This window comes from Geminisphaera colitermitum TAV2 (assembly GCF_000171235.2).
Classification (GTDB): Bacteria; Verrucomicrobiota; Verrucomicrobiia; order Opitutales; family Opitutaceae; genus Geminisphaera; species Geminisphaera colitermitum.
Map to the genome: position 1 here is coordinate 1 of NZ_ABEA03000191.1, position 24,456 is coordinate 24,456.

General features: G+C 61.7%; 21 protein-coding genes. 17 read left to right on the top strand and 4 right to left on the bottom strand.

From position 1 onward, the window contains the following. The 6 genes from OBACDRAFT_RS22285 to OBACDRAFT_RS22310 form a co-directional block, all read left to right on the top strand. The coding region (locus tag OBACDRAFT_RS22285) for an ABC transporter ATP-binding protein (protein ID WP_043589127.1) at nucleotides 1-567 on the top strand (567 nt) is incomplete at its 5' end. A gap of 7 nt (nucleotides 568-574) precedes the next feature. After that, complete coding sequence (gene cobO, locus OBACDRAFT_RS22290; RefSeq protein ID WP_043589128.1) at nucleotides 575-1,195, top strand: cob(I)yrinic acid a,c-diamide adenosyltransferase; 621 nt, start codon at nucleotides 575-577, stop codon at nucleotides 1,193-1,195. Between the two features lie 50 nt (nucleotides 1,196-1,245). Further along, on the top strand, nucleotides 1,246-2,028 hold the full coding sequence (locus tag OBACDRAFT_RS22295) for a threonine/serine exporter family protein (RefSeq protein ID WP_043589129.1): 783 nt from the start codon (nucleotides 1,246-1,248) through the stop codon (nucleotides 2,026-2,028). A gap of 50 nt (nucleotides 2,029-2,078) precedes the next feature. Beyond that, complete coding sequence (locus OBACDRAFT_RS22300) at nucleotides 2,079-2,546, top strand: threonine/serine exporter family protein (RefSeq protein ID WP_043589130.1); 468 nt, start codon at nucleotides 2,079-2,081, stop codon at nucleotides 2,544-2,546. 110 nt (nucleotides 2,547-2,656) lie between these two features. Further along, nucleotides 2,657-4,219, top strand: coding sequence for a methionine--tRNA ligase (gene metG, locus OBACDRAFT_RS22305; RefSeq protein ID WP_043589134.1), 1,563 nt, complete (start codon nucleotides 2,657-2,659; stop codon nucleotides 4,217-4,219). A 121-nt stretch (nucleotides 4,220-4,340) separates the two neighbouring features. Continuing rightward, the gene (locus OBACDRAFT_RS22310; RefSeq protein WP_052362381.1) at nucleotides 4,341-5,885 is read left to right on the top strand and encodes an isochorismate synthase; all 1,545 of its coding nucleotides are present in this window, start codon (nucleotides 4,341-4,343) and stop codon (nucleotides 5,883-5,885) included. Here the strand turns inward: OBACDRAFT_RS22310 and OBACDRAFT_RS27115 are convergent. Next, nucleotides 5,845-6,342, bottom strand: coding sequence for a queuosine precursor transporter (locus tag OBACDRAFT_RS27115; RefSeq protein ID WP_345777640.1), 498 nt, complete (start codon nucleotides 6,340-6,342; stop codon nucleotides 5,845-5,847). The two genes, OBACDRAFT_RS22310 and OBACDRAFT_RS27115, sit on opposite strands and share 41 nt — an antisense overlap. Before the next feature lie 309 nt (nucleotides 6,343-6,651). Between OBACDRAFT_RS27115 and OBACDRAFT_RS22320 the strand changes: the two genes are divergently transcribed. The 6 genes from OBACDRAFT_RS22320 to leuB all read left to right on the top strand — a co-directional run bounded on the left by OBACDRAFT_RS22320 (nucleotide 6,652) and on the right by leuB (nucleotide 15,490). Next, complete coding sequence (locus tag OBACDRAFT_RS22320; protein ID WP_081722276.1) at nucleotides 6,652-7,644, top strand: helix-turn-helix domain-containing protein; 993 nt, start codon at nucleotides 6,652-6,654, stop codon at nucleotides 7,642-7,644. A gap of 247 nt (nucleotides 7,645-7,891) precedes the next feature. After that, nucleotides 7,892-8,554: a prepilin-type N-terminal cleavage/methylation domain-containing protein gene (locus OBACDRAFT_RS22325; protein WP_052362382.1), complete on the top strand. Its 663-nt coding sequence runs from the start codon at nucleotides 7,892-7,894 to the stop codon at nucleotides 8,552-8,554. A 41-nt stretch (nucleotides 8,555-8,595) separates the two neighbouring features. Beyond that, nucleotides 8,596-9,519 (top strand): LamG-like jellyroll fold domain-containing protein, encoded by a 924-nt coding sequence (locus OBACDRAFT_RS22330; protein ID WP_043589136.1) that lies wholly within the window; start codon nucleotides 8,596-8,598, stop codon nucleotides 9,517-9,519. Nucleotides 9,520-9,536: 17 nt separating this feature from the next. Beyond that, nucleotides 9,537-10,727, top strand: coding sequence for a TolB-like translocation protein (locus OBACDRAFT_RS22335; RefSeq protein WP_052362383.1), 1,191 nt, complete (start codon nucleotides 9,537-9,539; stop codon nucleotides 10,725-10,727). A gap of 51 nt (nucleotides 10,728-10,778) precedes the next feature. Further along, nucleotides 10,779-14,171: a glycoside hydrolase family 2 TIM barrel-domain containing protein gene (locus OBACDRAFT_RS22340; protein ID WP_043589137.1), complete on the top strand. Its 3,393-nt coding sequence runs from the start codon at nucleotides 10,779-10,781 to the stop codon at nucleotides 14,169-14,171. 209 nt (nucleotides 14,172-14,380) lie between these two features. After that, entirely contained in the window at nucleotides 14,381-15,490 is a 1,110-nt protein-coding gene (gene leuB, locus OBACDRAFT_RS22345) for a 3-isopropylmalate dehydrogenase (protein ID WP_081722277.1), read from the top strand. Nucleotides 15,491-15,560: 70 nt separating this feature from the next. On the opposite strand, the gene tgt is transcribed toward leuB, so the two are convergent. The 3 genes from tgt to OBACDRAFT_RS22360 all read right to left on the bottom strand — a co-directional run bounded on the left by tgt (nucleotide 15,561) and on the right by OBACDRAFT_RS22360 (nucleotide 17,679). Next, nucleotides 15,561-16,697 carry a tRNA guanosine(34) transglycosylase Tgt gene (gene tgt, locus OBACDRAFT_RS22350; RefSeq protein WP_043589139.1) on the bottom strand — a complete coding sequence of 379 codons (1,137 nt, stop codon included), beginning with the start codon at nucleotides 16,695-16,697 and terminating at the stop codon, nucleotides 15,561-15,563. 219 nt (nucleotides 16,698-16,916) lie between these two features. Then, nucleotides 16,917-17,408, bottom strand: a complete 492-nt coding sequence (locus OBACDRAFT_RS22355) for a DUF1318 domain-containing protein (protein ID WP_232767578.1) — start codon at nucleotides 17,406-17,408, stop codon at nucleotides 16,917-16,919. Continuing rightward, nucleotides 17,368-17,679, bottom strand: coding sequence for a hypothetical protein (locus OBACDRAFT_RS22360; protein ID WP_232767581.1), 312 nt, complete (start codon nucleotides 17,677-17,679; stop codon nucleotides 17,368-17,370). The genes OBACDRAFT_RS22355 and OBACDRAFT_RS22360 overlap by 41 nt, the downstream gene beginning before the upstream one ends. Nucleotides 17,680-17,824: 145 nt before the next feature. Between OBACDRAFT_RS22360 and OBACDRAFT_RS22365 the strand changes: the two genes are divergently transcribed. The 5 genes from OBACDRAFT_RS22365 to OBACDRAFT_RS22375 all read left to right on the top strand — a co-directional run bounded on the left by OBACDRAFT_RS22365 (nucleotide 17,825) and on the right by OBACDRAFT_RS22375 (nucleotide 24,159). Further along, the gene (locus tag OBACDRAFT_RS22365) at nucleotides 17,825-19,648 is read left to right on the top strand and encodes an HDOD domain-containing protein (RefSeq protein WP_043589140.1); all 1,824 of its coding nucleotides are present in this window, start codon (nucleotides 17,825-17,827) and stop codon (nucleotides 19,646-19,648) included. Between the two features lie 1,173 nt (nucleotides 19,649-20,821). Further along, the gene (locus OBACDRAFT_RS28730) at nucleotides 20,822-21,163 is read left to right on the top strand and encodes a hypothetical protein (RefSeq protein ID WP_081722278.1); all 342 of its coding nucleotides are present in this window, start codon (nucleotides 20,822-20,824) and stop codon (nucleotides 21,161-21,163) included. Further along, complete coding sequence (locus OBACDRAFT_RS22370; RefSeq protein WP_157837253.1) at nucleotides 21,097-21,837, top strand: hypothetical protein; 741 nt, start codon at nucleotides 21,097-21,099, stop codon at nucleotides 21,835-21,837. Before OBACDRAFT_RS28730 ends, OBACDRAFT_RS22370 begins: the two co-directional genes overlap by 67 nt. A 34-nt stretch (nucleotides 21,838-21,871) precedes the next feature. Further along, nucleotides 21,872-22,096, top strand: a complete 225-nt coding sequence (locus OBACDRAFT_RS28735) for a hypothetical protein (RefSeq protein WP_157837254.1) — start codon at nucleotides 21,872-21,874, stop codon at nucleotides 22,094-22,096. A gap of 44 nt (nucleotides 22,097-22,140) precedes the next feature. Beyond that, entirely contained in the window at nucleotides 22,141-24,159 is a 2,019-nt protein-coding gene (locus OBACDRAFT_RS22375; RefSeq protein WP_043589143.1) for an FG-GAP repeat protein, read from the top strand. Nucleotides 24,160-24,456 lie beyond the last annotated feature (297 nt).

The window sequence follows — 24,456 nt, forward strand, 5'->3', positions numbered from 1 at the left end:
CCGCAAATCCATTGGGGAGGACGCCCGCTCGACGACATCGCCATCATGGAACGCGGACGGCTCACCGCCTGGGTGCCGCAGGAGGCGCGATTTGAATTTGGGTTCACCGTCCGCTCCGTCGTCGCCCAAGGCCGCTACGCACACGGCGACGATGATCGCGGCGTGGACGAAGCCCTCGCCCGCCTCGACCTGACCGCCCTCGCCCACCGCCCCGTCAACCAACTCTCCGGCGGCGAACGCCAGCGCGTGCTGCTGGCGCGCGCGCTTGTCACCGAGGCGTCACTCCACATTTGGGACGAACCGCTGGCGGCGCTCGATCCGCGTCACGCGCTCAAAGTCCTCGAACTCGCCCGCGAACTCACCTCGCCCGCCGGCGGACGCCGCACGGTGATTTTTTCCCTGCACGACCTGCGCATGGCCTATCGTCTCGACCGCGTGGTCGTGTTGCACGAAGGCCGTCTGGCCGCCGCCGGTCCCCCCGCCGAGGTGCTCACGCCTGCCACGTTGCTCAATGTTTTTGGCGTGCGTTATCGTTTTGTAGAAAGTCTCGTATTGGAACTTCCCTGACACTGTCATGAGCCACACCACCGCCACCATCAAGCCCACCGCCGACGAAGCCGAACACCGCTCGCAAATGCAGGAATTGCAGGACGAGATGCACGCGAAAATCGCCGCCGCGAAGGAGAAACGCGACCTCGTCATCGTCAACACCGGCGACGGCAAAGGCAAAAGCACCGCCGCCTTCGGAATGCTCGCGCGCAACGTCGGCCACCGCCGCCGCAGCGTCGTGGTGCAGTTCATCAAGGCCGGCGATGCCGCCATCATGCGCGCCCTGGAAGGACCGTTTCTCGAATGGCACCGCTGCGGCGAGGGATTTACGTGGGACACTCAAAACCGCGCCGCCGACATCGCCAGTTGCCGCTCCGGCTGGGAAGTCGCGCTCGGCGCCCTGTGCGACCCGGAGGTGAAATTTGTGGTGCTCGACGAACTCAACATCGTCCTGCAATGCGGCTACATGCCGGTCGCCGAAGTGCTCGACGGCCTGCGCTCCCGCGCGCCCGGCAAGCACGTCGTCATCACCGGACGCGGCGCTCCGCCCGAGTTGGTCGCCTTCGCCGACCTCGTGACCGAGATGCGCGAAATCAAACACCCCTTCGCCCAAGGCGTGCAGGCGCAGCTTGGCGTGGAGTTTTGAGCATCCCTTGCGCGCCTTCGTGTCACTGTGGTTAATTTCTGAATACGACAATGAATCCGACAACCATCACTGACTTTGACCAGCGCGAGGTGACGCGCGTGTGCATTCATGCGGCGCAGTTGCTGATGCAGCACGGCACGGAGAGCGCACTGGTGGAGTCCGTTTCACGCCGGCTGGGCGAGGCTTTTGGCGCAGACAGCGTGGAAGTGGCGCTCATGGCCAACGCCATTACGCTCACCACGCTCAAGCACGGGCACTGTGTCACCACGGTGCGGCGCAACATCGACCGCGGCATCAACATGCACATGGCCGTCGGTGTGCAGCGCGTGATGCTCGACGCCGAGGCCGGTCGCATTGGCCTCGTCGAGGTCGCGCGGCAACTCGATGCCCTCCGCCCCTTTCATTACAACCGCTGGCTTGTGGTCTTCATGATCGGCCTTTCATGCGCCGGCTTCGCACGCCTCGTGCATGCGGACTGGATCGCGTGCGGCATCACCTTTGTCGCCAGCGCGGTGGCGATGGCCGTGCGCCAGCTTCTGGCGCAGTGGCACTTCAACCCGATCGTCAACTTCACCATTGGCGCCTTCGTCGCCACATCGATCTCCGCCCAAGGGTTGATCTACCAACTCGGTGCCACCCCCAAGATTGCCATGGCCTCATGCGTGCTGCTCTTCGTGCCCGGCATGCCGCTGATCAACGCCGTGTCCGACATGGTCAAAGGCTATATGAACACCGGCATCGCCCGCATGGGCATGGCCGTTCTCCTCTGCATCGGCACCTGCATCGGCATCCTGCTGGCCATGCTCGCCTGGAACGTCCGCGGCTGGCTCTAGAAAAAGCTGAAACCTGAAAAGCGAAATCCGCTAAAATAGAACGCTCTGTTATGAACCTTTTACTTACCGTTCTCGAAAATGCCCTCATCGCCGCCGTTCCCGCCGTGGGGTTTGCGCTGCTGTTCAACGTCCCGCCGCGTGCTCTGGTCGTTGTGGCGCTGGGCGGCGCTTTTGCGCGTGGGCTGCGCACATTGCTCGTGTTTGGCGCGGACCTCAAACTGGAATGGGCCACGCTGCTTGCCGTGTCGTTGTTGAGCCTGATTGGCGTCTGGATGGCCGGCCGCATGCGCGCGCATCCCAAGGTATTCACCGTGGCGGCGATCATTCCCATGATCCCCGGGGTGCCCGCCTACACGACGCTCCTCGCCATTGTGGAAATCAATCGCAACGGCTTCACCCAGGAACTCTGGCAGACCGCGCTGACCAACGGGTTGCAAACCCTCTTCCTCGTCGGCGCGCTCGCCGTCGGTCTCGCCATGCCCGGCCTGTTGCTCTACCGCCGCAAGCCCGTGGTGTAACGGAGCCCACGGTGGGCCGGCCTGCGGACGCTCCAGCCGGGCCGCCAAGGTCTGCGCAGCAAAACCTTCGACATTTGCCCGCGACACGTTTTTTTTGCCCGGCTCCACGCATGAAGAAGAAGACATTCTACATCACGACAGCGATCGATTATGTGAACGGTTCGCCGCACTTGGGCCACGCCTACGAAAAGGTGCTGACGGACGTCATTGCCCGATTCCGCCGCGCGATGGGCGACGACGTATATTTCCTCACCGGTGTCGATGAACACGGACAAAAAGTGCAACAAACCGCCCAAAAACGCGGCATCCCGCCCCAGCAATTTTGCGACGAGATTTCCCAGGAATTCCGCGCCGTCTGCGCCACGCTCAACATCTCCAACGACGACTTCATCCGCACCACCGAGCCGCGCCACAAAAACGTCGTCCGCGACCTCCTCCAGAAACTCTACGACAAGGGCGAGATCTACAAAGCCGAATACACCGGTTTCTACTCCACCCGTCAGGAACAGTTTCTCCAAGACAAGGACCGCAACCCCGACGGCACCTGGCCTGAGATTTTCGGCGAAGTCACCGAGATCACCGAGAGCAACTACTTTTTCAAACTGCGTGCCTATCAGGACTGGCTGATCGATTTTCTCAACACCAACGAGAACTTCGTCTTCCCCCGTTACCGCCAGAAACAAGTCCTCGAATTTTTGTCCGAACCGCTGAACGACCTCTGCATCTCGCGTCCCAAGGAACGCCTCGAATGGGGCATTCCCCTGCCCTTCGACGAGAATTTCGTGACCTACGTCTGGTTCGACGCGCTCGTCAACTACTACTCCGCCGTCATCGACAAACCCGGCGTATGGCCCGCCGACTTCCACGTCATCGGCAAGGACATCCTCGTGCCCCCGCACGCCGTTTACTGGCCCATCATGCTCAAAGCCCTCGGCATCGAGCCCCCGCGCGCCCTGCTCGCGCACGGCTGGTGGTCGATCAACGGCAGCAAGATGTCCAAGAGCACGGGCAACTTCGTCGAGCCCGTCAGCTTTGCCGCGCAATACGGCGTGGACGCTCTCCGCTACTTCCTCATCCGCGAAATGAGTGTCGGCCAGGACAGCGATTTCTCGCTCCAGCAATTCCTCGCCCGCTACAACGCCGAACTCGCCAACAACCTCGGCAACCTCGTCAACCGCACGCTCAACATGACCAACCGCTTCGCCGGCGGTTGTGTGCCTCCCCTCCCCCCCTCCCCCCCTTCCGAGGGAGGCGACTTGGAGAGGGAATTGCGCGCCCTGTGGGAAAAAACACGCGACGAGGTCATCGAGTTGAGCGAAGGCTTCCAATTCCACATCGCGTTGGAACGCACCTTTGGCTTCATCACCGCAACCAACCGTTACGTCGAGCAACGCGCACCGTGGAAGCTCGGCAAATCCGCCGAAGCCGCCGACCAGGCGCTCCTCCGCGTCTCGCTCGCCACCATGGCCGAAGCCCTGCGCCTCGGCGCCACGCTGCTCGTTGCCGTGATGCCCGAAACCGTTGAAAAGGTGTATGGAGTCCTCGGATACACACCCGCCGCCGGCTCCGCCTGGCGCGACCGCCTCGTCTGGGGCGACACCCTTGCCGGCGCCAAGGTTGCCGAAACCGCCATCCTCTTCCCGCGTCCGCAGACGGAGGAAAAAACAAAGTAAACAAACCAAGGAGCGGCGGCATCCTGCCGCCGGACGGATCGGCGGTAAAGCGTCGCCTTGTTAGCTGGACGTGAGGCGGCATTCTGCCGCCGCTCCCTGCGACGCCTGCATAACTTCAGTCATGATTTTGCTCCCCATTCATCCCGCTGAAAATGCCACACCGCAGGCGCTGGGGGATTTTCTTGCGCGCTGCCACGCCGAAGCCGTCCGTGATGGACACCCGCGTCTCGCCAGCATTTCGCTGGCGGTGGACGCGCTCGATCCGCTGGCCGTGCTGGAGTCGATCTTCGAGCCGGGCGAACCGCATTTTTACACCGAGCGTCCCGGCATGGAGAGCGCCCTGGCCGGAGCCGAGATTGCCATCGCGCACACCGCGTCCGGCTCCGGACGCTTCGACGCCATCCGCCGCTTCATCGACGACACCCTCGCCCGCACCATCGCCGTCGGCGACGTGACCGCGCCCTTTGGTGGTCCTCATTTTTTCACTACATTCTCATTTCTTGACGACGTGGAGCCCGGCGATCCCTTCGCCGCCGCGCATGTCTTCGTCCCTCGCTGGCAGGTGGCGCGCGCCGCAGGCGTGACGACCGCCGTCGCCAACCTGCTCATTTCCCCCGCCGCCACGCCTGCCGAACTCGCCGCGCTCACCGACCGCGTCTGGCGCGCGCACGCCAAATTCGCAAAATTCGACTACCGCAGTTCTGAAGTCAGTATGATCGAAAGTGGCGCGGGCGTCCCGCCCGCATCAGAAAAACCAGCGGGCGGGACGCCCGCGCCACACTCTCAATCACAAACCAGCGGGCGGGACGCCCGCGCCACAGCCACACACTCCCCCCCCCCCTACCCTACTCTCCTTACCACCGAAGTCTCCGATTACCGCCTGGCCGTCACCCGCAGCCTCGCCGACATCGCCGCCGGTCGTTACCAAAAAATCGTTCTCGCCCGCGCCCGCGACCTCGTTGCCCCGATGCCATTCCATCCCTTGCGCGTGCTCAACACCCTGCGCGAACGCTTTCCCGAGTGCTACAGTTTCTCCGTCGCCAACGGACACGGCCAGAGCTTCATCGGCGCCAGTCCCGAACGCCTTGTGCGCGTGAGCCAAGGCGTGATCGAAACCGAAGCCCTTGCCGGCTCCATTCGCCGCGGCCAAAGCGCCAGCGATGACGCCGCCCTCGGCTCCGCCCTCCTCGCCAGCGAAAAAGACCTCCGTGAACACCGGCACGTCCTCGATTCCATCCTTCGCCGCCTTGCCCCCCTCGACCTCGTGCTCCCCCCCCCCCCCCCTCCCGCGTTGCGCAAACTCGCCAACGTCCAGCACCTGCACACTCCCGTCCGCGCCCCGCTCCCCGACGGCGTCCACCTCCTCGACATTCTTGCCCGCCTCCATCCCACGCCCGCCGTCGGCGGCACTCCGCGTGATGTAGCGGTGGCGCGGATACGCGAATTGGAGGGGTTCCCGCGCGGCCTCTACGCCGGCGCCATCGGCTGGATCGACGCCCGCGGCGGCGGCGAATTTTTTGTCGGCCTGCGCTCCGCCCTCATCCAAGGCAACGCCGCCCGTATCTACGCCGGGGCGGGCATTGTTGCCGGATCGGATCCAGAAACCGAATACGCCGAAACCGATCTCAAATTCCGGGCACTGCACGACGCCCTGACATCCATCTGACCACCGGACGGAACGGCACCAACAGCGCCAGTGCCATCGCCAGCTTCACGCCCAAGTCACCGGCGGCGAGTTGCACCCAGTTCAGGTCGGTGCCGTGAAACGCGATGGAGAAAAAAATCGCCGTGTCCACGACCGACGCCACCGCCGAGCCGAACAGCGGAGCCATCCACCACGACTTACGACGCAGTTGGTTGAAGACCGAGATATCGAGCAACTGCGACGTGATGAAGGCCGCGCCAGACGCCAGCGCGATCTGCGGTGTGGCCATCCACAACGACAGCGCCACCCCCACCACAAACCCTGCCCACGCCACCCGCCGCGCCAGACCCGGCCCTGCCCAGCGATTGCAAACATCCGTGACGAAATAAGTAACCGGATACGAAAACGCCCCCCACGTAAGCCATTCGCCCACCGGATACTGCACCAGTATATTGGAAAGCAGCACGATGCCGGCCATCGCCAGCACCGGTGCCACCCAGTGTTTTCCCTGTTGTGCAGGTTCCGATGAAGGAAGTCCGCCCGCTTGATTGCTTGTTGTCATGTGATTTTCGAGTCCGGTGAGTCAGGGTGAGGCCGTGCAGCCCTCCCGATATATTCGGGAAAACGGTGAACATCTCCGCCCTCCCTATGCAAGCACGCGCCCTGCCCCATCGCAGGCATTTGTCACTGGCTCGCCAGCCACGCATTGATCCGAATATGGACAAATAGACGCAGCCCCGCTTTACGTCCCCCACATCCCGCGCCATCCACATCATCAGCATTGCCGATGAACGACCTGATCTCGACCTTCTTCAAAACTTGGAAAACTGGGGCCTTTTCGCAGCACCCGGACTGGACACAACACCCACTCCAAGCCAGTGGAGTCATCGCCTCCGGGGTTGAAACCATCCGGCCCGGTAAACCTTGCCGCATCGACAGCAACCGGCAGACCAACACCCCTCCCATCAAAAACCGCCTTGCCATGCCTCCGCTCTGTTTCGACGGCATGAGACCAGCCGCGCTCAAAAAACCCCCCATTGGCGTATTTAAATATACACTACTAGGCTGGGGTATCCTCGAAACTCCAGAACGCGGCCCCATCAACGTTCCAGAAGGCAGCGCCTTCCTCGTAAAAGTCCCCTCCGAACACTGCTACCGCAGTGCGCCCGAATGCCCTGAATGGACCTTTTTCTGGTTCGTATTTGATCATCCCTATCTCATTGAACGCCTCTTCTCGAATCCCGACCTGCGCAACCATGTTTTCGCCTTCACGGAGAAAGCCACGCCCGTCGAAGCCGCCGCCAGCATGATCGAACAACTCTGGCGCGGCGGCGGCAACAATCCGCATTCCATCGAGACCCAACTCCTGCGCTGGATGATCGAACTCGAAAAATGGATGCTCTCCCAAAAACACCCCTCGCAAGCTCGTCAAAAGCTTCTCGATCAAGTCAAAAACCTCACGCTGGGAAACATCAGTAAACCTCTGTCCGTTGGGCAAGTGGCCGCCCGGTTCGGCATGAGCCGCGCCTACTTCACGCGCCACTTCGCACGTACCACCGGCCTCGTCCCCGCCGCCTATATGCGCGAAGTGCGCATCAACGAAGCCGCCGCCCTTCTTCAGAACACGCATCTGTCCATCAAGGAAGTCGCTGCCCGCACCGGATTCGTGGACACAAATCACCTCTGCAAATGCTTCCGCTCGCGCTTCCATTTTTCCCCGCTGACCTACCGCCACCTGCGCAACGCCCCCGCCCTGCTCGCTGCAACTGCACCCACATAGCGCTGATTTGCGCCACTGCTTTCCGCTGCCGCCTGCCTTTTTGTGCGCAACGCGGAAAAAGGCACAAATATACCGCAGAGCAAACAAATCTCCCGCACTGCCGAATAGCCCGGAAGGTTTCTTTGCATAAGGCTACGTGCAGACTCTTTCGCCACACGCAAAGCACCCGTTCGCACCTCCAGATCCCGCTCACCTTACACATCACCATGTGCAGTTTTCTATTCTGCTTTCATTTCGCATTTTCCCCATGAAAAAGTCGATTCGCCACACCTGTTGCAATGCCTTCACCTTGATCGAACTGCTCACAGTGATCGCCATCATCGGCATCCTTGCGGCGATCATTATCCCCACCGTTGGCAAGGTTCGCCAGAGCGCACGCAGGGCGGAATGCGCCTCGAATCTGCGGCAGTTGCACACGGCCATCATGCTTCATGCCCAAGACGAAAAAGACACGCTCATCGCCGGACAATCCAACTTCCATCCAACCGTAAACTGGTATCTTGGATATTCCCAATCCCAATGGGTTTCCCCCCTCGCTTCATACACAGGAGGGAAGGACACCCTTCAGAAAATAGCAGTCTGCCCTGAAAATCGGACTCCCGAGCCCGTTGCTGGAACCGTGCAATGCGATTATGGATACCCCTACACCGTAAACTACAACGTGCTGATCGATTATTCCGGCTCGCCAAAGAATCGCATACGGCTCGCGGAAATACATACTCCCAGCCAGGTCGTGATGATGACGGACTCGGCAAAGGACAGCGCGTGGGGACGGGGATTCTCTGTGCCAACCAATTCCGCCTGGTCGCGCATCGGCACTCCGCATTCCGGTCGCGCCAACATTCTCTGGTGTGATGGCCACGTCACACTGAACACCAAAAAAGACATCGAAGACAAAACCACACTGTAGACCACCCGCACACTGCAAATCACCCGAACACATCCATCCAAATGAACATATCCAAACTCCATGCCGCACTCGTCACTCTGATGCTCGCGTTGCCCTCGTTGCTTCCGGGCGGAACACCCTTGCTGGAATATCTCTTTGAAGAAACCGGCACGACGGCAACCAACACCGGCTCGCTCGGCAGCAGCGCCAATCTCACATTTTACAATTCATCAGGTGCGGCCACCGACCTGCACTCAGCCGCAGGCTCCGGAGTAGGCGGCCAGGGAATCGCCTTCGACAACACAGCATCCACCGGCAGCGGAAGCGCGGGCACCGGTGGCCGCGCCGAGACCGCTGATGCGTCGGTGAGCACCAACCTCGGCGCGCTGAAATCGTTCACCATCGCCGGCTGGTTCAAAGTGGACACGACAACCACCTTCGGTGGAGGCCAGACGCGCCTGCTGACGGTTTTTACGGAACCTCCCGCAGCGGAGACGGCAGCCGGCATCAGCCTTTACGGATCGGACGCAGGACGCCTGACCTTGCGCGTAAACGGCACGGGATTTACCAGCGCCACCGCCAAACCCTACTACAACACGTCCAGCCTCGATGGCCAATGGGTCTTCTTTGCCGTCACCTACGACGGCAACCAGAGCAGCAACAATGTAAAATTTTATCTCGGCACGGAGACCATCAAATTAACCGACGCCCATACAACCGGATCGATTGCGGCAGGCAGTGTCGTCTCGTCGGGAACCGCGCTCACCCTCGGCAACAACATCGGAGGCAGTGGACGCCCGTTCGACGCGCTGTTCGACGACATTCGACTCTACGGTTCCACGACGGATAACTCCGGCGTTTTGTCGCTCGGCGAACTCGAAACTCTCCGTGCTGGCGCGATACCCGAACCCTCCACCGTTGCGCTCCTAGCCAGTTCCTCGCTGTTCGTCGTCGCCATGGCCATCCGCCAGCGCACGCGCCGGTAAAGTTGACATCTCCACTCATGATCAAGCCATCCTCCACGTTTGCTCTCACATATGCTGCTGCCAGCACAGTGCTTCTTGCCGCGACCGCAGTGCGTGGGGATGGCAGCATCTCTGCAACCGCTGATCTGCGCATCCGCAGCCCCTTTGTGAAGCGCGCGGTCAACACGCCTGCTGGCAGCTACTACACCTATCCCCATTCCAATGGCTTTTGGCGCTCTGATCCGACATGGGACGCCAGCACCTTCATTGTCGGGCGGGAAACCGAGGCGACCAATACGCTCTCACTTATCGAATTCGATCCAACGACCGGCCAGCACCGGGCCGCCGGTGCTTTGGAGAACGCCAATATGTTCTACAGCATCTCGGGCAATGGACTCGCAGTGGTCTCCACCAAGCGCAGTGACAACGCCCTCGTCCTGCTCGACCTCACCAGACGGCAACCCAATCGCATCCTCACGACCGCTCCCGCCGGTACGCAAATCTCCCACGGAGCCGACATCCGCGAAGACGGCACGGAAGCCACCTACGCGCTTTGGAACGTGAAAGCCGAGGGAGGAAACCAAAAACTCTTCCAACTCCAAACGATCAACATCGCCACGGGCGTCGTGACCACCCGCATGGAGACCGACTGGATCATCAACCACGCCCATTATTCGCCCTCTGATCCGAAATGGATTTCCTTTTCTCACGAAGTTCCAGGCGGAGGCCCGTTGCCTGATGATCGCATGTGGGCATGGCATGAAATCGAGGCACCTCACGGGCGACGCTTGTTTCGTCCGCAATCACCGATTGGCGACTTCATCTACATGAACCACGAGCGCGCCTTGTTCCACAAACCGGGTGTGGTCAGCGTCGTCATGACGAGTCGAAACTCCGGAGGCGCGGACGGTCTCTACGAAGTCGGCTACGACGGTTCCCATCGGCTGATCACAGGTGGAAAAGGGTTCTACCACTGTAATATCAGCCGGGATGGTCGATGGATGGTCGCAGATATAATCCTGCCGGATAATCGAACCGAAGTAATCGCCCTTAATTTCAAAACTGGCGCTCGCGAAACCCTGTATGTTGGCGGTCGGGCCAAACACCCTTGGCATGCTCACCCGCACATCAGCCCCGATGGCCGCTGGGTGATTCTTAATGACAGCGGTATCCGTAGCGCGGTCGCCCTCGAAATCGACCACGCCCGCCTCGAAGCCTTCCTGAAATAACGGCAGGATGTGCGTAAATACGCACGGCAGCGTCACGGCATCTCCCTTTCCATGAGTAAATCTGAATTCCCGAAATTCTGGGAAGCCCCCGAACTCACCTCCCTCAACAAACTCCCTCCGCGCGCCACCTTTCACGGTTTCGGGAGCGTAAAAGAAGCCCGCGCTGGAAAGTCTGAAAAATCGACACGCCACCACTCCCTCAACGGCACTTGGCAATTTCACCCCGCCCCCAACCCGGAAGATGCGCTCCGCATCGCCACACCTGCTACCTCCATCAACGGCACCACCGACTGGCAGCCCATCACCGTACCCGGCAACTGGGAACTGCAAGGTCATGGCCGCCCCCATTACACCAATGCCGTCATGCCCTTTCCGCACGAGCCGCCCCATGTGCCGCAACAACAAAACCCCACTGGCATTTACCGGCGCACCTTTCGTCCTCCGTCAGACTGGCGCGGGCAGCGTGTGGTTCTCCACTTCGGCGGCGCAACCAGCGTGATCACCGTTTACGTCAACGGCGTGTTTGTTGGCCTTAGCAAAGATTCCTGCCTCCCCACCGAATTCGATATCACCCACCTTGCCCGCTTCGGCCAAGACAACGAAATCACCGCCATTGTCATCAAATGGTCCGATGCCTCCTACATCGAAGATCAGGATCAATGGTGGCTGGCTGGACTGCACCGTGAAGTCTTTCTCTATTCCACACCTGCAACGCACCTCGGTGACGTTCACATCACTCCCGTCCTCCATTCCGACAACCGCACCGCCTCTCTCAGACTCGACGCCCGCGTCGCCTACGATGGCGGTCTCAACGACGCCACCTCCGTCCGCGTGCAGTTATACGACCCCAATGGCCGCGCCGTCTTCCCCCGTCCGCTCCGGAAGACCGTCTCGTCACGGCGCGACGACATGGACCTCACCCGCCTCCTGGCCCGCTTCGACGCACCGCTTCCCGTCCCCGTCGCACCGTGGTCACACGAAACCCCCGTTCTCTATACCGCTGTGGTTTCACTGACCGCACCCGAGGGCGTGGAACATGCCGCATTTCGTATCGGCTTTCGCCGCGTGGAAATCGTCGGGCGAGACCTTCTCGTCAACGGACGTCGCGTCATTATCAAGGGCGTCAACCGTCACGACCACCACCCCGACCACGGCAAAGCCGTTCCTTACGCCACCATGCAGCGCGACGTCACGCTGATGAAGCAGTTCAACTTCAACGCCGTCCGTGCCGCCCACTATCCCAACGATCCCCGCTGGCTCGATCTCTGCGATCAACACGGCCTCTACGTCATCGACGAAGCCAATGTCGAGGCCCACGGCCTCCGCAACCAACTCGCCCACGATTCCCGCTACGCCACCGCCTTTCTCGATCGTGTCATGCGCATGGTCGCGCGCGATAAAAACCACCCCTCTATCATCGCCTGGTCCCTCGGAAACGAATCTGGCCACGGTCCCAACATCGACGCCTCCGCCGGCTGGGTTCGCGCCGCCGATCCCACCCGTCCCCTGCACTACGAAGGAGCCATCACCAAGCGCCAAATGCGCCGCACTTGGGACCAAGGTGCGGCCGTCACCGACCTTATCTGCCCCATGTATCCCTCCGTCGCCGAACTCACCGAGTGGAGCGACCTCGTCACCCGACACCTCCCAGCATCCGCCAACGCCGCGTCAACCTCATCCTGGATCGACGCACGCACGCAACGCGTCATCGCAAAACAACGCCTGCGCCACTACGACAAACCCCTCACCAATCTTCCGCAACGCCCTCCACTCCATCCGCTGCAACGCCCCGTCATCGTCTGCGAATACTCGCACGCCATGGGTAACTCCAACGGCTCGCTCTGCGACTACTTCGACGCCTTCAAAACCAAATCCGGACTCCAGGGCGGCTTCATCTGGGAATGGCTCGACCACGGCATCCGTCAAAAAACCGCCGATGGTCGCGAGTGGTTTGCCTACGGCGGCGACTTCGGAGACTCGCCCAACGACGCCAATTTTGTGTGCGACGGCCTTGTCTCCGCTGACCGGATACCGCACCCGGCCATGTGGGAATTCAAGCACCTCGCGCAACCCGTCGCCATCGACCTCGTCGCGCACAACCCGGCAACTGGCACCGTCCGCATCCGCATTCGCAACGAACAAGATTTCACCTCCCTTGGCTGGTTGCGCGGCACATGGGAACTCCTCATCAACGGAGTCCTCAAAAAACGAGTCCCCCTCCCCTCCCTTGACCTCGCACCCGGTGAATCAAAAGAGATCACCCTCCCCGTCGGCAAACTTCCCGCCAGCGTCGAGGCGCACCTCACCCTCCGCTATGCCACCGGCCGTGACATCTCCTATGCCAAGCGCGGCCACGAAATCGCATGGCAGCAACTCACGTTGACAAAACACCTCACCGGCAGGGAGTCATCTCCGAGTCCTCCGCAACCACGCACCGCATACTCACGAAATTCGATACACCAAACTGCACCCGGCGGAGACATCGGAGAGGCCTCACTACCCAAAAGCCCAATCACAGTCAGAGAAACTGCTGGTTCCATCATTCTCACCGCCCCCGCCGCTGATATCACCGCCCGCTTTGACCGCTACACCGCTACACTCTCCTCGCTGCGCATCCGGGGCACCGAAGTCCTCGCCCGATCTCCGCTCCTCGAACTCAATCGCGGCGCCACCGACAACGACGGCATCAAACTCTGGACTAATCAGGATGACAAAGCGCTTGGACGCTGGCTCAACCTCGGCCTTCTCCAAAATCCGCTTGTCCACCGACCCGACGACAAAAACGCCATCCGCCTCATCTCCAAGCCCTCCCCTGACGGTGCCATCACCGTCACGCTCACCCACCACGTCAGCGCCCGCGCCCGCTGGACCGACTGCACGCATCTCCACCGCTACACGCTCGCTCCCGATGGTAGCCTGACAATCGACAACGACATTCGCTTTTCCGAACCCGACATGACCGACCTCCCTCGGATCGGCCTCAGGCTCGATCTCGTCCCCGGTTACGAACACCTCCGTTATTTCGGACGCGGCCCTTTTGAAAGCTACAGTGACCGTCGCCGCGGCGCGCTGCTTGGCATCCACGAGAATACAATAACCAACGAATACGTTGACTACGTGATGCCGCAGGAACACGGCCACCACACCGAAACCCGCTGGCTCGAACTCACTCCCTCCCCGGCCAGCCACTCCACGTCACCATCGCCGCTGCCACCATTGCACATCATCGCCAGCGGACCGCTTCTGGAATTCAACGCCACGCACTACTCCGCCGAGGATCTTTACGCCGCCACGCACACCCACGAACTGACACCCCGCCCGGAAACAATTCTCTATCTCGACATCGCTCATCGCGGACTCGGCACCGGCAGTTGCGGTCCCGATACCCTCTCCCGCTACCAACTGACCGCCCGTCGCTATCGATTCGGTTTTACGGTCAGCTAGACGCGCCCACCGACACGCAGCGTCGCCCACGCCACCAGTCTCCATTCATTCATTAGCGAAGTGCCGGACCAGGGGACGCCCTATCGGCTTGGACGCGAATTTCACGCGCGCCGGCAAATGGATTGCCGGCGGATTGTTTGATCGCCGGGCAAAAATCCTGCAAATCCCGCTTCCCCTCGCGCCCCCGGCCCGCTAATCCGTTTCCCTTTATGTCTATGTCCACGCTCAAATTCGCCGTTCTTCCTGGAGACTACATTGGCCCTGAGGTCATGATCGAGGCCCTTCGCGTGCTCGAACACGTTGCCAAACAGGAAAACCTCACCCTCTCTTACAAGACAGCCGACGTCGGCGGCGCCGGCATCGACAACCACGGCAAAGCCCTGCCCGAATCCACGCTCGCCACCTGCCGCGACGCCGACGCCATCCTCTTCGGCTCCGTTGGCGGCCCCAAGTGGGAAAAACTCCCCCCAGCCGAACAGCCCGAACGCGCCGCCCTCCTGCCACTGCGCAAGGCCTTTAACCTTTTCGCCAACATCCGCCCCGGCCTCCTCTATAAGGATCTCGTTGACGCCTCACCGCTCAAGCCCGAGCGCATCCCCAACGGCATCGACATCGTGTGCATCCGCGAACTCACGGGCGGCATCTACTTCGGCCAGCCCAAAGCCACGACCACCCTCGAAAACGGCGAACAACAGGCGATCGACACCATGGTTTACAAGACCAGCGAAATCGAACGCATCGCCGAAGTCGCCGCCGTCACCGCCCGCGCCCGCGGCAAAAAAATCTGCTCCGTGGACAAGGCCAACGTCCTCGAAACCTCCGTCCTCTGGCGCAAGACCGTCACCGCCTATTTCGCTTCAAAACACCCCGACCTCGCCCTCACGCACATGTATGTGGACAACGCCGCCATGCAACTCGCGCGCGATCCCAACCAGTTCGACGTGCTGTTCACGGAAAACATGTTTGGCGACATCCTCTCCGACGAGATGGCCGTCATCTGCGGATCGCTCGGCATGTTGAGCAGCGCCTCGCTCGGCACCGGCAAAAACTCCCTCGGCAAACCCTTTGGTCTCTACGAACCCGCCGGCGGCACCGCGCCCGACATCGCTGGCAAAGGCCTGGCCAACCCCTGCGCGCAAATCCTTAGCGGCGCGTTGATGCTGCGTTACAGTTTCGGACTCGACGCGATCGCCACCCGCATCGAAGCCGCCGTCCGCAAAACGGTTGCCGTCGATGGACACCGCACGGGCGACATCGCCTTTGGCCGTCCGAGCATCGGCACCAAAGCAATGGCCGACGCCATCATCGCCAACCTCTGAGCGAGCGCCGGCTGGCATGGAGGATGGAGACAAAAAAAATCCGGAGCGTCCGCCCTCCGCGCTTTGCGGTTTACCGCCCTGCCGCGCCCGCCTCGTAACGCGACACCCAGGCACGATGCCAGGTGTCGTAGTCTCCGGCTTCGATGTGGGCGCGCGCTTGGGCGACCAGATCGAGATAAAAATGGAGATTGTGCAACGTCAGCAGCGTGCAACTCAGGATCTCGCCCGCCACGGTCAGGTGTCGCAGGTAGGCGCGGGAGAAACGGGTGGTGTAGTTGTTCACCTCGTCGCTGATGGGACGCGCATCGGCGCGGTAACGTTCGTTGCGCAGGTTCATCGGGCCGTCGGGCGTGAAAGCGAGTCCGTTGCGCGCCACGCGCGACGGCAGCACGCAATCAAACATGTCCACCCCGAGCGCGATCATCTTGAGAATCTGCGACGGCGTCCCAAGGCCCATCGTGTACCGGGGTTTCCCTGACGGGAGCCAGGGCGTGGTGGCGGCAACTTGTTTGAGCATTTCGGGCTCGGGTTCGCCCACGCTCACGCCGCCCACGGCGTAACCGGGAAAATCGAGCGCGGCGAGCGACTCCGCCGCCTCGCGTCGCAAGTCGTCGTAGGTCGAACCCTGCGCAATCGCAAATACGTGGTGCCCGGCGGCAAGGAATCCGTTGTCGGAGGCGATTTCGCGGCATTGCTTCGCCCACCGGTAGCTGCGCGCCACGGCCTCGGCGCACGCGTCGCGTTCGCAGGGCCAGGGGGGGCATTCGTCGATCACCATGGCGATGTCGCTACCGAGGTTTTGCTGGATGGCCATGACTTCGCGCGGGCCGAGGAAGCAGCGCGCGCCGTCGAGGTGCGATTGAAATTCCACGCCGTCGTGATGCATCTTGCGCAGCTTCGCCAGCGAGAAGACTTGGAAGCCGCCACTGTCGGTGAGGATCGGGCCGTCCCAACCCATGAAGGCGTGCAGTCCGCCGAAGTCGCGGATGAGCTGGCTGGTGGGGCGGAGGTTGAGGTGGTAGGTGTTGCCGAGGATGATTTGCGCGCCGATCTCGCGCAGGTGGGCGGGCGTGAGCGCCTTGACCGTGCCCTGCGTGCCCACCGGCATGAAGATGGGCGTCTCAATCGTGCCGTGTCGTGTAGTCAAACGGCCACGACGCGCGGCGGTGGCGGAGTCGGTTTTGAGCAGGGAAAAGTGTTCGGACATGAAACAGTCGAAGGTCTATGATCTTAATGTCGAAGGTCGAGTCTGCGCTTCGCGCTCTTTAGGGGATGCGCGCAACTCAACGGGATGTCAGCGGACAGTGCTAATTGGCGGAGGGCGGGTCTCCCGACCCGCCGACGAGGCTCGCGTCAGCGGGCCTCGCCCATCCGGATGGGCGCGGCTGCGCCGCGTCTGGCGGGTCAGGAGACCCGCCCTCCGATGTCACTTGCGGTACCAGTCGCCCTTGGGGCTTTGCAGCCAGACCCCGGCTTTGCTGGCGGCGGCGATCTGACGAGCCCGAGCCTGCCCGACTGCCTCGGCGCTGGACCCGGCGTTCTTCGCCAATGCCGCATAAACGACTCTGCGATCCGCGTTCTCCGCCGCGGCCACGGCGGCGGCGTCACCGGTCGCGGCGCGCACGTCGAGAAAACCCTTGTTGTTCTCACCCAAGGCTCCACTGGCTTTGAGCGCATCCACGGACGGCAGGCGCTTGTCCATGCTTTGCTTGATCGCCCCCAAATCCTGCGCGTGCACGACCGGGGCGCTCATCACCCCAAAAGCCAAAACGAGTAGCAGGTAGCGAGTAGCGAGTAGTAGATAGCGAATCATGATGTTAATGGAAAAAAAACGAAGATTGTGTGTGCTGGTGTGTGTGGAGGGGGGGGGGGGAGGATTACTGCGCGGGAGCGGTCGTTGGCGTGTCGGCGGGAGCATCGGGGACATCCAGCGTGCGGGACTTGGCGTCGAGGTCGCCGAAGAAATTGTTGAGGGCCTGATCGACCTTCACGTTAACGTCCACCGTGGCGTGAACCTCCACGGGGTCCATGCTCACTCGCACATGGAAGCATCCGGCGAAACCAAGACCGGCAACAACAACGGTGATAAACAAGGGCAGGAATCGGATCATGCGGGACGCACTATCCATGCCGGTCTGGCGCACGGCAATCTGCTTTTTGTCGCCGCCAGCCGCCACTTTTGTCCGCAAGTTGCTCTCAAGTTTTCCGGCGAACGAGTCGATAGATTCAGGGCGGTTTCATATTCATTGCTCGCTGGTTCATTTCATTCGCTGTTCCCCCCCTTGCTGCCGGACCGCCTGAAATCGGGCGGAACGGCCCATTGCGTTTTCACCTATGGCTCATCTGCTCCTCCTTGACGATCAGCTGGCGGCGCAGCGCGTCTTTCTCAGTATTTTGGAGCGAGACGATCACCGTTGCGACGTCGCCACCACCCCCGCAGAGGCGTGGGCGCTGCTCTGCGCGCAGGTGCGTTACGACCTCGCCGTGGTGGAACTCAAGCTGGGCGGAGGCGGGAACGGAATGGAATTCATCCGGCAGGTGCGGACCCATCCCTTGCTGCGCGACCTGCCGCTGGTCGTTTACACGATGGTCTCGGAGCGCAAGGTCGTGCGAACCGCATTGGATTACCTCCCGCAAAACTACCTCATAAAACCTTACGACGACGAGATCATCCATCAGGAGATTGCCAAGGCGACCGAGCAACCCTGGCTCGCAAGCGTAATCACCGACGAAGCCCGCGCACTGCGGCAAACCGACATGACGGTGGAGGCGTTGCGCGGGAAACGCTCCGAACTGGCTGCGGCGTTATCCGCTGCCGCCGCGCCTTCTGATCCCGGATGGGCGAGCCTCGCTGACGCGAGTCACGTCGGCGGGTCAGGAGACCCGCCCTCCAATATTATTCTCTCCGACCTCGCCGCGCTGGCAACGGAAGCCGCCGCGCCGGGCATTGAACGCTGGCTGCGCGACTTGGCTGCACAAGTCGCGGCACCCGCCGGGGCAACGCCAAGCGTGGACGACAGCGGCTGGCCTCCGGGCGCATTGGAAAACCTCGCGCTGGCCGCCCGGCTGGTGCGGGCCTCGTTCGAGACAATCCGCCCCGGCGCAGGGGCGACCGAAGACGGCGCTTCCTCCACGTCATTTTTTTTCGATACCAACACCAACACCAATACCAATACCACCAACGCCTCCGCAGCCGCCCGCGCGGCGGAGGAAGAGGAATCGGCGCAGGAGGAGCAGGAGCGGCGGCGCTGGCAGTGCGCTTCCCCGACGGACGAACGTCCCCTGGTGGACCCCCGCTCGCTGCTCGCGCAAGCGGCGGGACTCCCGGGATGCCCGATCATTGCCAGCGTGGCGGCGGCGTTCCAGATGGCGGTCAACGCGCACCTCTCCAACCTTAGTCCGATCCAGCATCTGGTGATTCGTGATCCGGGCCTGGCGGCGCAAATCCTGATGAGCGCCAACCGGCTCGATCACGACGAGATCGACCCGATCGGCGGCCTGCGCAGCGCCGTGGGCTGGCTGGGCAACGCCCGCCTGCAAGCCCTGTGCAGGTCACTCGTCATGGTGGACGAACGCCATCTGCGCCCGCTGTCGTGGACGCAATTCTGGATGTTTCAGGTGGGTGTGGCGCACATGGCGGAGTTTGTCTGCCAGGCACTGGAGTGGGGGCACATGGTGCGCCCGGCCTACAACGCGGGCCTGATGCACGACATCGGGCAACTGGTGCTGCTCCGGTTGCATCCGTGCAGTTTTCAGGCGATCACGCGGCACGCGCGCCATTGCCAGGTGCCGCGCGAAGAGGCGGAACGGCGTTATCTGGGTTGCACGGCACGCGAGGCGGGCGAGGCGCTGGCGCGCACCCACCGTCTGCCCGAAAACTACACGGAAGTGATCCGCCACGCCGGGCATCCCGAGATGGCCCTGCGTCACCGCGACCTCGTGGCGGTTGTCTCGCTGGCCCGTTACCTATGTCTCAAATACCAGATCGGCGACTGCGGCGAATGGGCTGGCGACCTGCCCGCCAAGGTGGAGGAGACGAGCGCCTGGCCGGTTCTCAACGAGCAGGTTTACCTCGGTTTCAACTGGCGGAGGTTCACCATGCAGGCGCATCTGCGGATTCAGCGTCTGAAAAACGAATTGCGCGGACGCGCGCCGTAACCGAAGGGAGAAAAATCTCACGCGGAGACGCGGAGGCGCGGAGAAATTATATCCCGGAGGCTTAGCGTCTTAGCGTTTAAGTCTAAACCGGGAACAGAATTTCACGCCACGGCGCGACGAACGCAACGCCCTCAGCCTGCGGATGCGGATGCCTGTGAACGTGGCGACCGTTGCGCCGTGGCGTGAAACTCTTCTTCCCAACATCCTTAAGGGAGGTTCTAAAAATTCAGGGAACTCCTAAAAATTACACAGAGGACACAGAGGAGGCACAGAGTTTGGGGAGGCCTGTCCGGTGGAAGGACATTTTCCTCGCGAATGAATGTGGTTCTTCGACGTTTTCAGTGGATAGGCGAGAGTTGGCGCGGAAGCGCCTCGTAGCGCAGGCATCCTGCCTGCAAACTAATCTACTGCGCGAAGCGCGGTGAGTTTTGTTGCGTTTGTTTTTGGGAAGCAGCGCTTCGCGCCATTGACTCGATTGCAGGCAAGATGCCTGCGCTACGGGCGCTTCCGCGCCAACTCCCGCCATATCACTTCCCAGTTTCCCACTGAAAAAAGGAGCAAAGTCGTTTTGTCTTCCCTAAACTCTGTGCCTTCTCTGTGATCTCTGTGTGATTTCTGATTTTTAGAACCACCCTTAAGTTTAAACCGGGAACAGAATTTCACGCCACGGCGCGACGAACGCCACGCCCTCAGCCTGCGGATGCCTGTGAGCGTTGCGCCCGTTGCGCCGTGGCGTGAAACTCTTCTTCCCAGATGGATTTTGCGGCCATCAACTGCGGGAAACTGCCGAAATATGTGCGACAGGCCGATAAAACGACTTGACGCGCTGATTTGGCTCCATCTTTTTCCTCCGCACATTTGCGTCAGGGACGCGCACACCGGATCAACGAACAACTGAAACCACTTGGGCCAAACCCGCTAACAACTTGGAAATGAGCGTGCATACGACATACGGGACTATTACAAAGCTCCCAAGCTCCCAAGCTCCCAAGCTCCCAAGCTTAGCTTAAGCTGTGTCAGCATAGAACACCCAAACAAGGGGGTACCATGTCCGGACGGGACGACACGGAAACGGGAAGGGACGAGACAATACGCTTCAGGCAATTGCGTCCCTTCTCCCGTCATTTCTGACAACTCTCCCACGACGGGAGGATACTCTCCCGCGACGGGAGGATGCTCTCCCACGACGGGAGGATACTCTCCCGCGACGGGAGGATACTCTCCCATGACGGGAGGATGCTCTCCCATGACGGGAGGATGCTCTCCCACGACGGGAGGATGCTCTCCCACGACGGGAGGATGCTCTCCCATGACGGGAGGATGCTCTCCCATGACGGGAGGATGCTCTCCCATGACGGGAGGATGCTCTCCCATGACGGGAGGATGCTCTCCCGCGACGGGAGAAACGTCCATTCAGCCTACCCGAAAACCAAAAACGAAAGCATAAAATGTCCACTAAACACACTAATCGCAATTACTTGCCGACGACCGAGACGGAAGCCTACCTATGGCTGACCAACCTTGCGCAACAACTACCCTCCGTGGCCAACCTGCTCGGCATCGGGCAAAAAGCCACCCCCTTGGTGCAAGCCGCGCAACTACTCACCGACACCCACCGCTACCATCAAGCCACCCGCAGTCTGGCCGAAGAGCGCACCGCCAACAAAAACGAAGCCGCCTGGAACCCCATCGGCCAACACGTTTACGTGCGCCCCACCACCACCGACACCGGCCCCCAAGCCACCCAAAGCGCCGAAGCCGGAGCCTACCCCCTAGCCATCGCCCTGTGCGACGACATCCTCGCCAACCGGAGCGGCAAACTCGATCAGGCAATAAAAGACCTCCTGCGCCTCAACCCCCTGCCCAAACACCCCCCCGGAGCGGTCACCGGAACCAAACCCCAATACGAAGCTCTGATCGACCACAACCAACTCACCATCAAACTCACCAAAGCCGGCTACCAATATTTCATGGTGAAGATCGACCACGGCACGGGCGAGTTCGACGCCGAGCACGTGGTGCACGAAAGCCCCTTCAAAGACCCCACCCCCCTCCCCACCGACACACCGCAGATGTGGCGCGTGCAGGTGTTTGGATACGTCAAAGGCAACCACGTGGGCATCCCCGGCGACATCATAGACGTAGCCGCCAAAGCCTACCTCGCCGAGCACTCCGAAGGCACCGGTTGATTTCTCCCATTCTCCCGCACGATGAGAAACCAAAATGATATTCCGAGTGGCGCGGGCGTCTCGCCCGCATTCCGATGTAGCGCAGGCGTCCCGCCTGCAATCCAGCCTGCTGCGCGAAGCGCCGCACTCCATAAAAGTCACCGCGCTTCGCGCAATAGACAAGATGGCAGGCAGGATGCCTGCGCTACGCTATGGCGCGGGCGTCTCGCCCGCAGACGGCGAAGCCGCCCGAGCCCGCTCCTCCCTCTTAAATTCTTAATTATTAATTCTTAATTCATCCCCCCCCCCCCCTCCTTTTCCATCATGAAAATGAAAACAGCAAAAACAAAGACTACAGACATGCTCCGGCTCGCCTTCCTTGCGCCCGGCGCTCTCGCCTTCGCGCTCCTCGCTCTCGCCGCTCCCCCCGCCCGCGCCTCCACGCTCACCGCCTCCGACGGCGCGGCGAGTGACTACTTTGGCTATTCGGTGAGCGCGTCGGGCGGCGGCGCCCTGGCCGGGGCTTATAACGATGACGACAAGGGGAACAATTCGGGCTCGGCCTATTATTACAAGGGGCTGGACGGCAAAAGCGGTACGGTGAACGAGTCCGTGAAGCTCCTCGCCTCCGACGGCGCGGCGAATGACGTCTTCGGCGTTTCGGTGAGCCTGTTGGGCGACAGCGCCCTGGTCGGGGCTCGCTACGATGACGACAAGGGGACTGATTCGGGATCGGCCTATTATTACAAGGGGCTGGACGGGAAAACGGGACTCCCGGATGGATACACCGGACCTGCCAGTGTCACCACCGCCACCTACGAGGACGTGAAGCTCCTCGCCTCCGACGGCGCGGCGGATGACATCTTCGGCTATTCGGTGAGCCTGTCGGGCGACCGCGCCCTGGTCGGGGCTCACTACGATGCCGACAAGGGGAGCCGTTCCGGTTCAGCCTATTATTACAAGGGACTGGACGGCAAGAGCGGCACAGTGAACCAGGACGTGAAGCTCCTCGCCTCCGACGGTGCGGCGAGTGACTACTTCGGCCAGACGGTGAGCCTGTCGGGCGACCGCGCCCTGGTCGGGGCTTACCAGGATGACGACAAGGGGAGCAATTCGGGCTCGGCCTATTATTACAAGGGGCTGGACGGGAAAACGGGACGCCCGACGGACTACACCGGACCTGCCAGTGTCACCACCGCCACCTACGAGTCCGTGAAGCTCCTCGCCTCCGACGGCGCGGCGAGTGACTACTTCGGCCAGTCGGTGAGCCTGTCGGGCGACAGCGCCCTGGTCGCGGCTAATGCGGATGACGACAAGGGGGCCTCTTCGGGATCGGCCTATTATTTTAAGGGGCTGGACAACGCAACCGGCCCCACGGTGAACGAGGACGTGAAGCTCCTCGCCTCCGACGGCGCGGCGAGTGACCAGTTCGGCAATTCGGTGAGCCTGTCGGGCGACAGCGCCCTGGTCGGGGCTTATTACGATGACGACAAGGGGACTGATTCGGGATCGGCGTATTATTTTAAGGGACTGGACAACGCAAGCGACCCCACGGTGAATCAGGACGTGAAGCTCCTCGCCTCCGACGGCGCGGCGAATGACAACTTCGGCAGATCGGTGAGCCTGTCGGGCGACCGCTTCGTGATCAGTGCGTATCAGGCCAAAGTGAATGGAGTCGCCACCGGCAAAGCCTACGGGGGCGACATCCGGGCGTTCACGACGCTGGATGCGGGCAGCACCGCGCTGGCGACCGACGGGCTGAGCTTCGTGTCGCAAGGCGACTGGATCATCGGCGAAAGCACCAGCGGCAACACCGTGACGCTGAGCCGCGTCTGGAACACGACGCTCGCCACCGCCGCCTTCGTCTCCGACACCGCCAACGTTACGGCCACCGGCAAGGCCGTTTACATCGGCCAGACTGCTGGGGCGAACGACAACGTGCTGATCATCGAAGGCACGCTGGTGGCGAGGGAGGTGAACATCGGATTCGAGGATCAGACGACGGGCAACACGCTGCGGCTGACCACCGCCGCGCTCGCCACGCTGGATGTTGACACGCTGTTTCTCGGCGCGGGCAACTTCATCGAAGCCGAAGGTTCGGGCTACGCGCTGGCCGACGTGCTGACGCTGCTCACCGGCACCGCGTTCTCGGCGTGGGACGGCGCTGGCTACACGCTGGTCGATACGGGCAACATCGACGCCCTGCTGACCTTCGTCGATCTCGGCAATGGCTACGCGCAGTGGACGACGATCGCCACCTCTTCCGTGCCCGAGCCCGCCACGTATGCCGCGCTCGCTGGGCTGGCGCTGCTGGCCTACGTGATCGTGCGCCGGAGGCGCTGATATTGCGGAGGGCGGCGGCATCCTGCCGCCGGTTCGTTGTAGGGGCTTCGCTTGCGAAGCCCGCGAATTTGCAAGTGTGCTCCGTCCGGCGTGCGCGGGCGTCGCAAGCGACGCCCGCATTCCGATGTAGCGCAGGCGTCCCGCCTGCAATCCAGTCTGCTGCGCGAAGCGTCGCCTTCCCAAATAACAGAATCAGCAAAAAGCAGAAGAGGGAGGCGCAGAGAAGACACAGGTGAGTGATTATGATTAACTGAAGTTACGCGGACGTTTGCCAAGGAGCGGCGGTCTCCAGGCCGC

Excerpts from the sequence above, each read along its gene's own strand:
- OBACDRAFT_RS28735 (WP_157837254.1), top strand. The coding sequence starts at position 21,872 with ATGATATTCCGAGTGGCGCGGGCGTCTCGCCCGCATTCCGATGTAGCG.
- OBACDRAFT_RS22295 (WP_043589129.1), top strand. The coding sequence starts at position 1,246 with ATGAATCCGACAACCATCACTGACTTTGACCAGCGCGAGGTGACGCGC.
- OBACDRAFT_RS22340 (WP_043589137.1), top strand. The coding sequence starts at position 10,779 with ATGAGTAAATCTGAATTCCCGAAATTCTGGGAAGCCCCCGAACTCACC.
- OBACDRAFT_RS28730 (WP_081722278.1), top strand. The coding sequence starts at position 20,822 with ATGCTCTCCCACGACGGGAGGATACTCTCCCGCGACGGGAGGATACTC.
- tgt (WP_043589139.1), bottom strand. The coding sequence starts at position 16,697 with ATGTCCGAACACTTTTCCCTGCTCAAAACCGACTCCGCCACCGCCGCG.
- OBACDRAFT_RS22310 (WP_052362381.1), top strand. The coding sequence starts at position 4,341 with ATGATTTTGCTCCCCATTCATCCCGCTGAAAATGCCACACCGCAGGCG.
- OBACDRAFT_RS22365 (WP_043589140.1), top strand. The coding sequence starts at position 17,825 with ATGGCTCATCTGCTCCTCCTTGACGATCAGCTGGCGGCGCAGCGCGTC.
- OBACDRAFT_RS22325 (WP_052362382.1), top strand. The coding sequence starts at position 7,892 with ATGAAAAAGTCGATTCGCCACACCTGTTGCAATGCCTTCACCTTGATC.
- metG (WP_043589134.1), top strand. The coding sequence starts at position 2,657 with ATGAAGAAGAAGACATTCTACATCACGACAGCGATCGATTATGTGAAC.
- OBACDRAFT_RS22320 (WP_081722276.1), top strand. The coding sequence starts at position 6,652 with ATGAACGACCTGATCTCGACCTTCTTCAAAACTTGGAAAACTGGGGCC.
- OBACDRAFT_RS22375 (WP_043589143.1), top strand. The coding sequence starts at position 22,141 with ATGAAAATGAAAACAGCAAAAACAAAGACTACAGACATGCTCCGGCTC.
- OBACDRAFT_RS22335 (WP_052362383.1), top strand. The coding sequence starts at position 9,537 with ATGATCAAGCCATCCTCCACGTTTGCTCTCACATATGCTGCTGCCAGC.
- leuB (WP_081722277.1), top strand. The coding sequence starts at position 14,381 with ATGTCTATGTCCACGCTCAAATTCGCCGTTCTTCCTGGAGACTACATT.
- cobO (WP_043589128.1), top strand. The coding sequence starts at position 575 with ATGAGCCACACCACCGCCACCATCAAGCCCACCGCCGACGAAGCCGAA.
- OBACDRAFT_RS22300 (WP_043589130.1), top strand. The coding sequence starts at position 2,079 with ATGAACCTTTTACTTACCGTTCTCGAAAATGCCCTCATCGCCGCCGTT.
- OBACDRAFT_RS22370 (WP_157837253.1), top strand. The coding sequence starts at position 21,097 with ATGTCCACTAAACACACTAATCGCAATTACTTGCCGACGACCGAGACG.
- OBACDRAFT_RS22355 (WP_232767578.1), bottom strand. The coding sequence starts at position 17,408 with ATGCTCCCGCCGACACGCCAACGACCGCTCCCGCGCAGTAATCCTCCC.
- OBACDRAFT_RS22330 (WP_043589136.1), top strand. The coding sequence starts at position 8,596 with ATGAACATATCCAAACTCCATGCCGCACTCGTCACTCTGATGCTCGCG.
- OBACDRAFT_RS27115 (WP_345777640.1), bottom strand. The coding sequence starts at position 6,342 with ATGGCCGGCATCGTGCTGCTTTCCAATATACTGGTGCAGTATCCGGTG.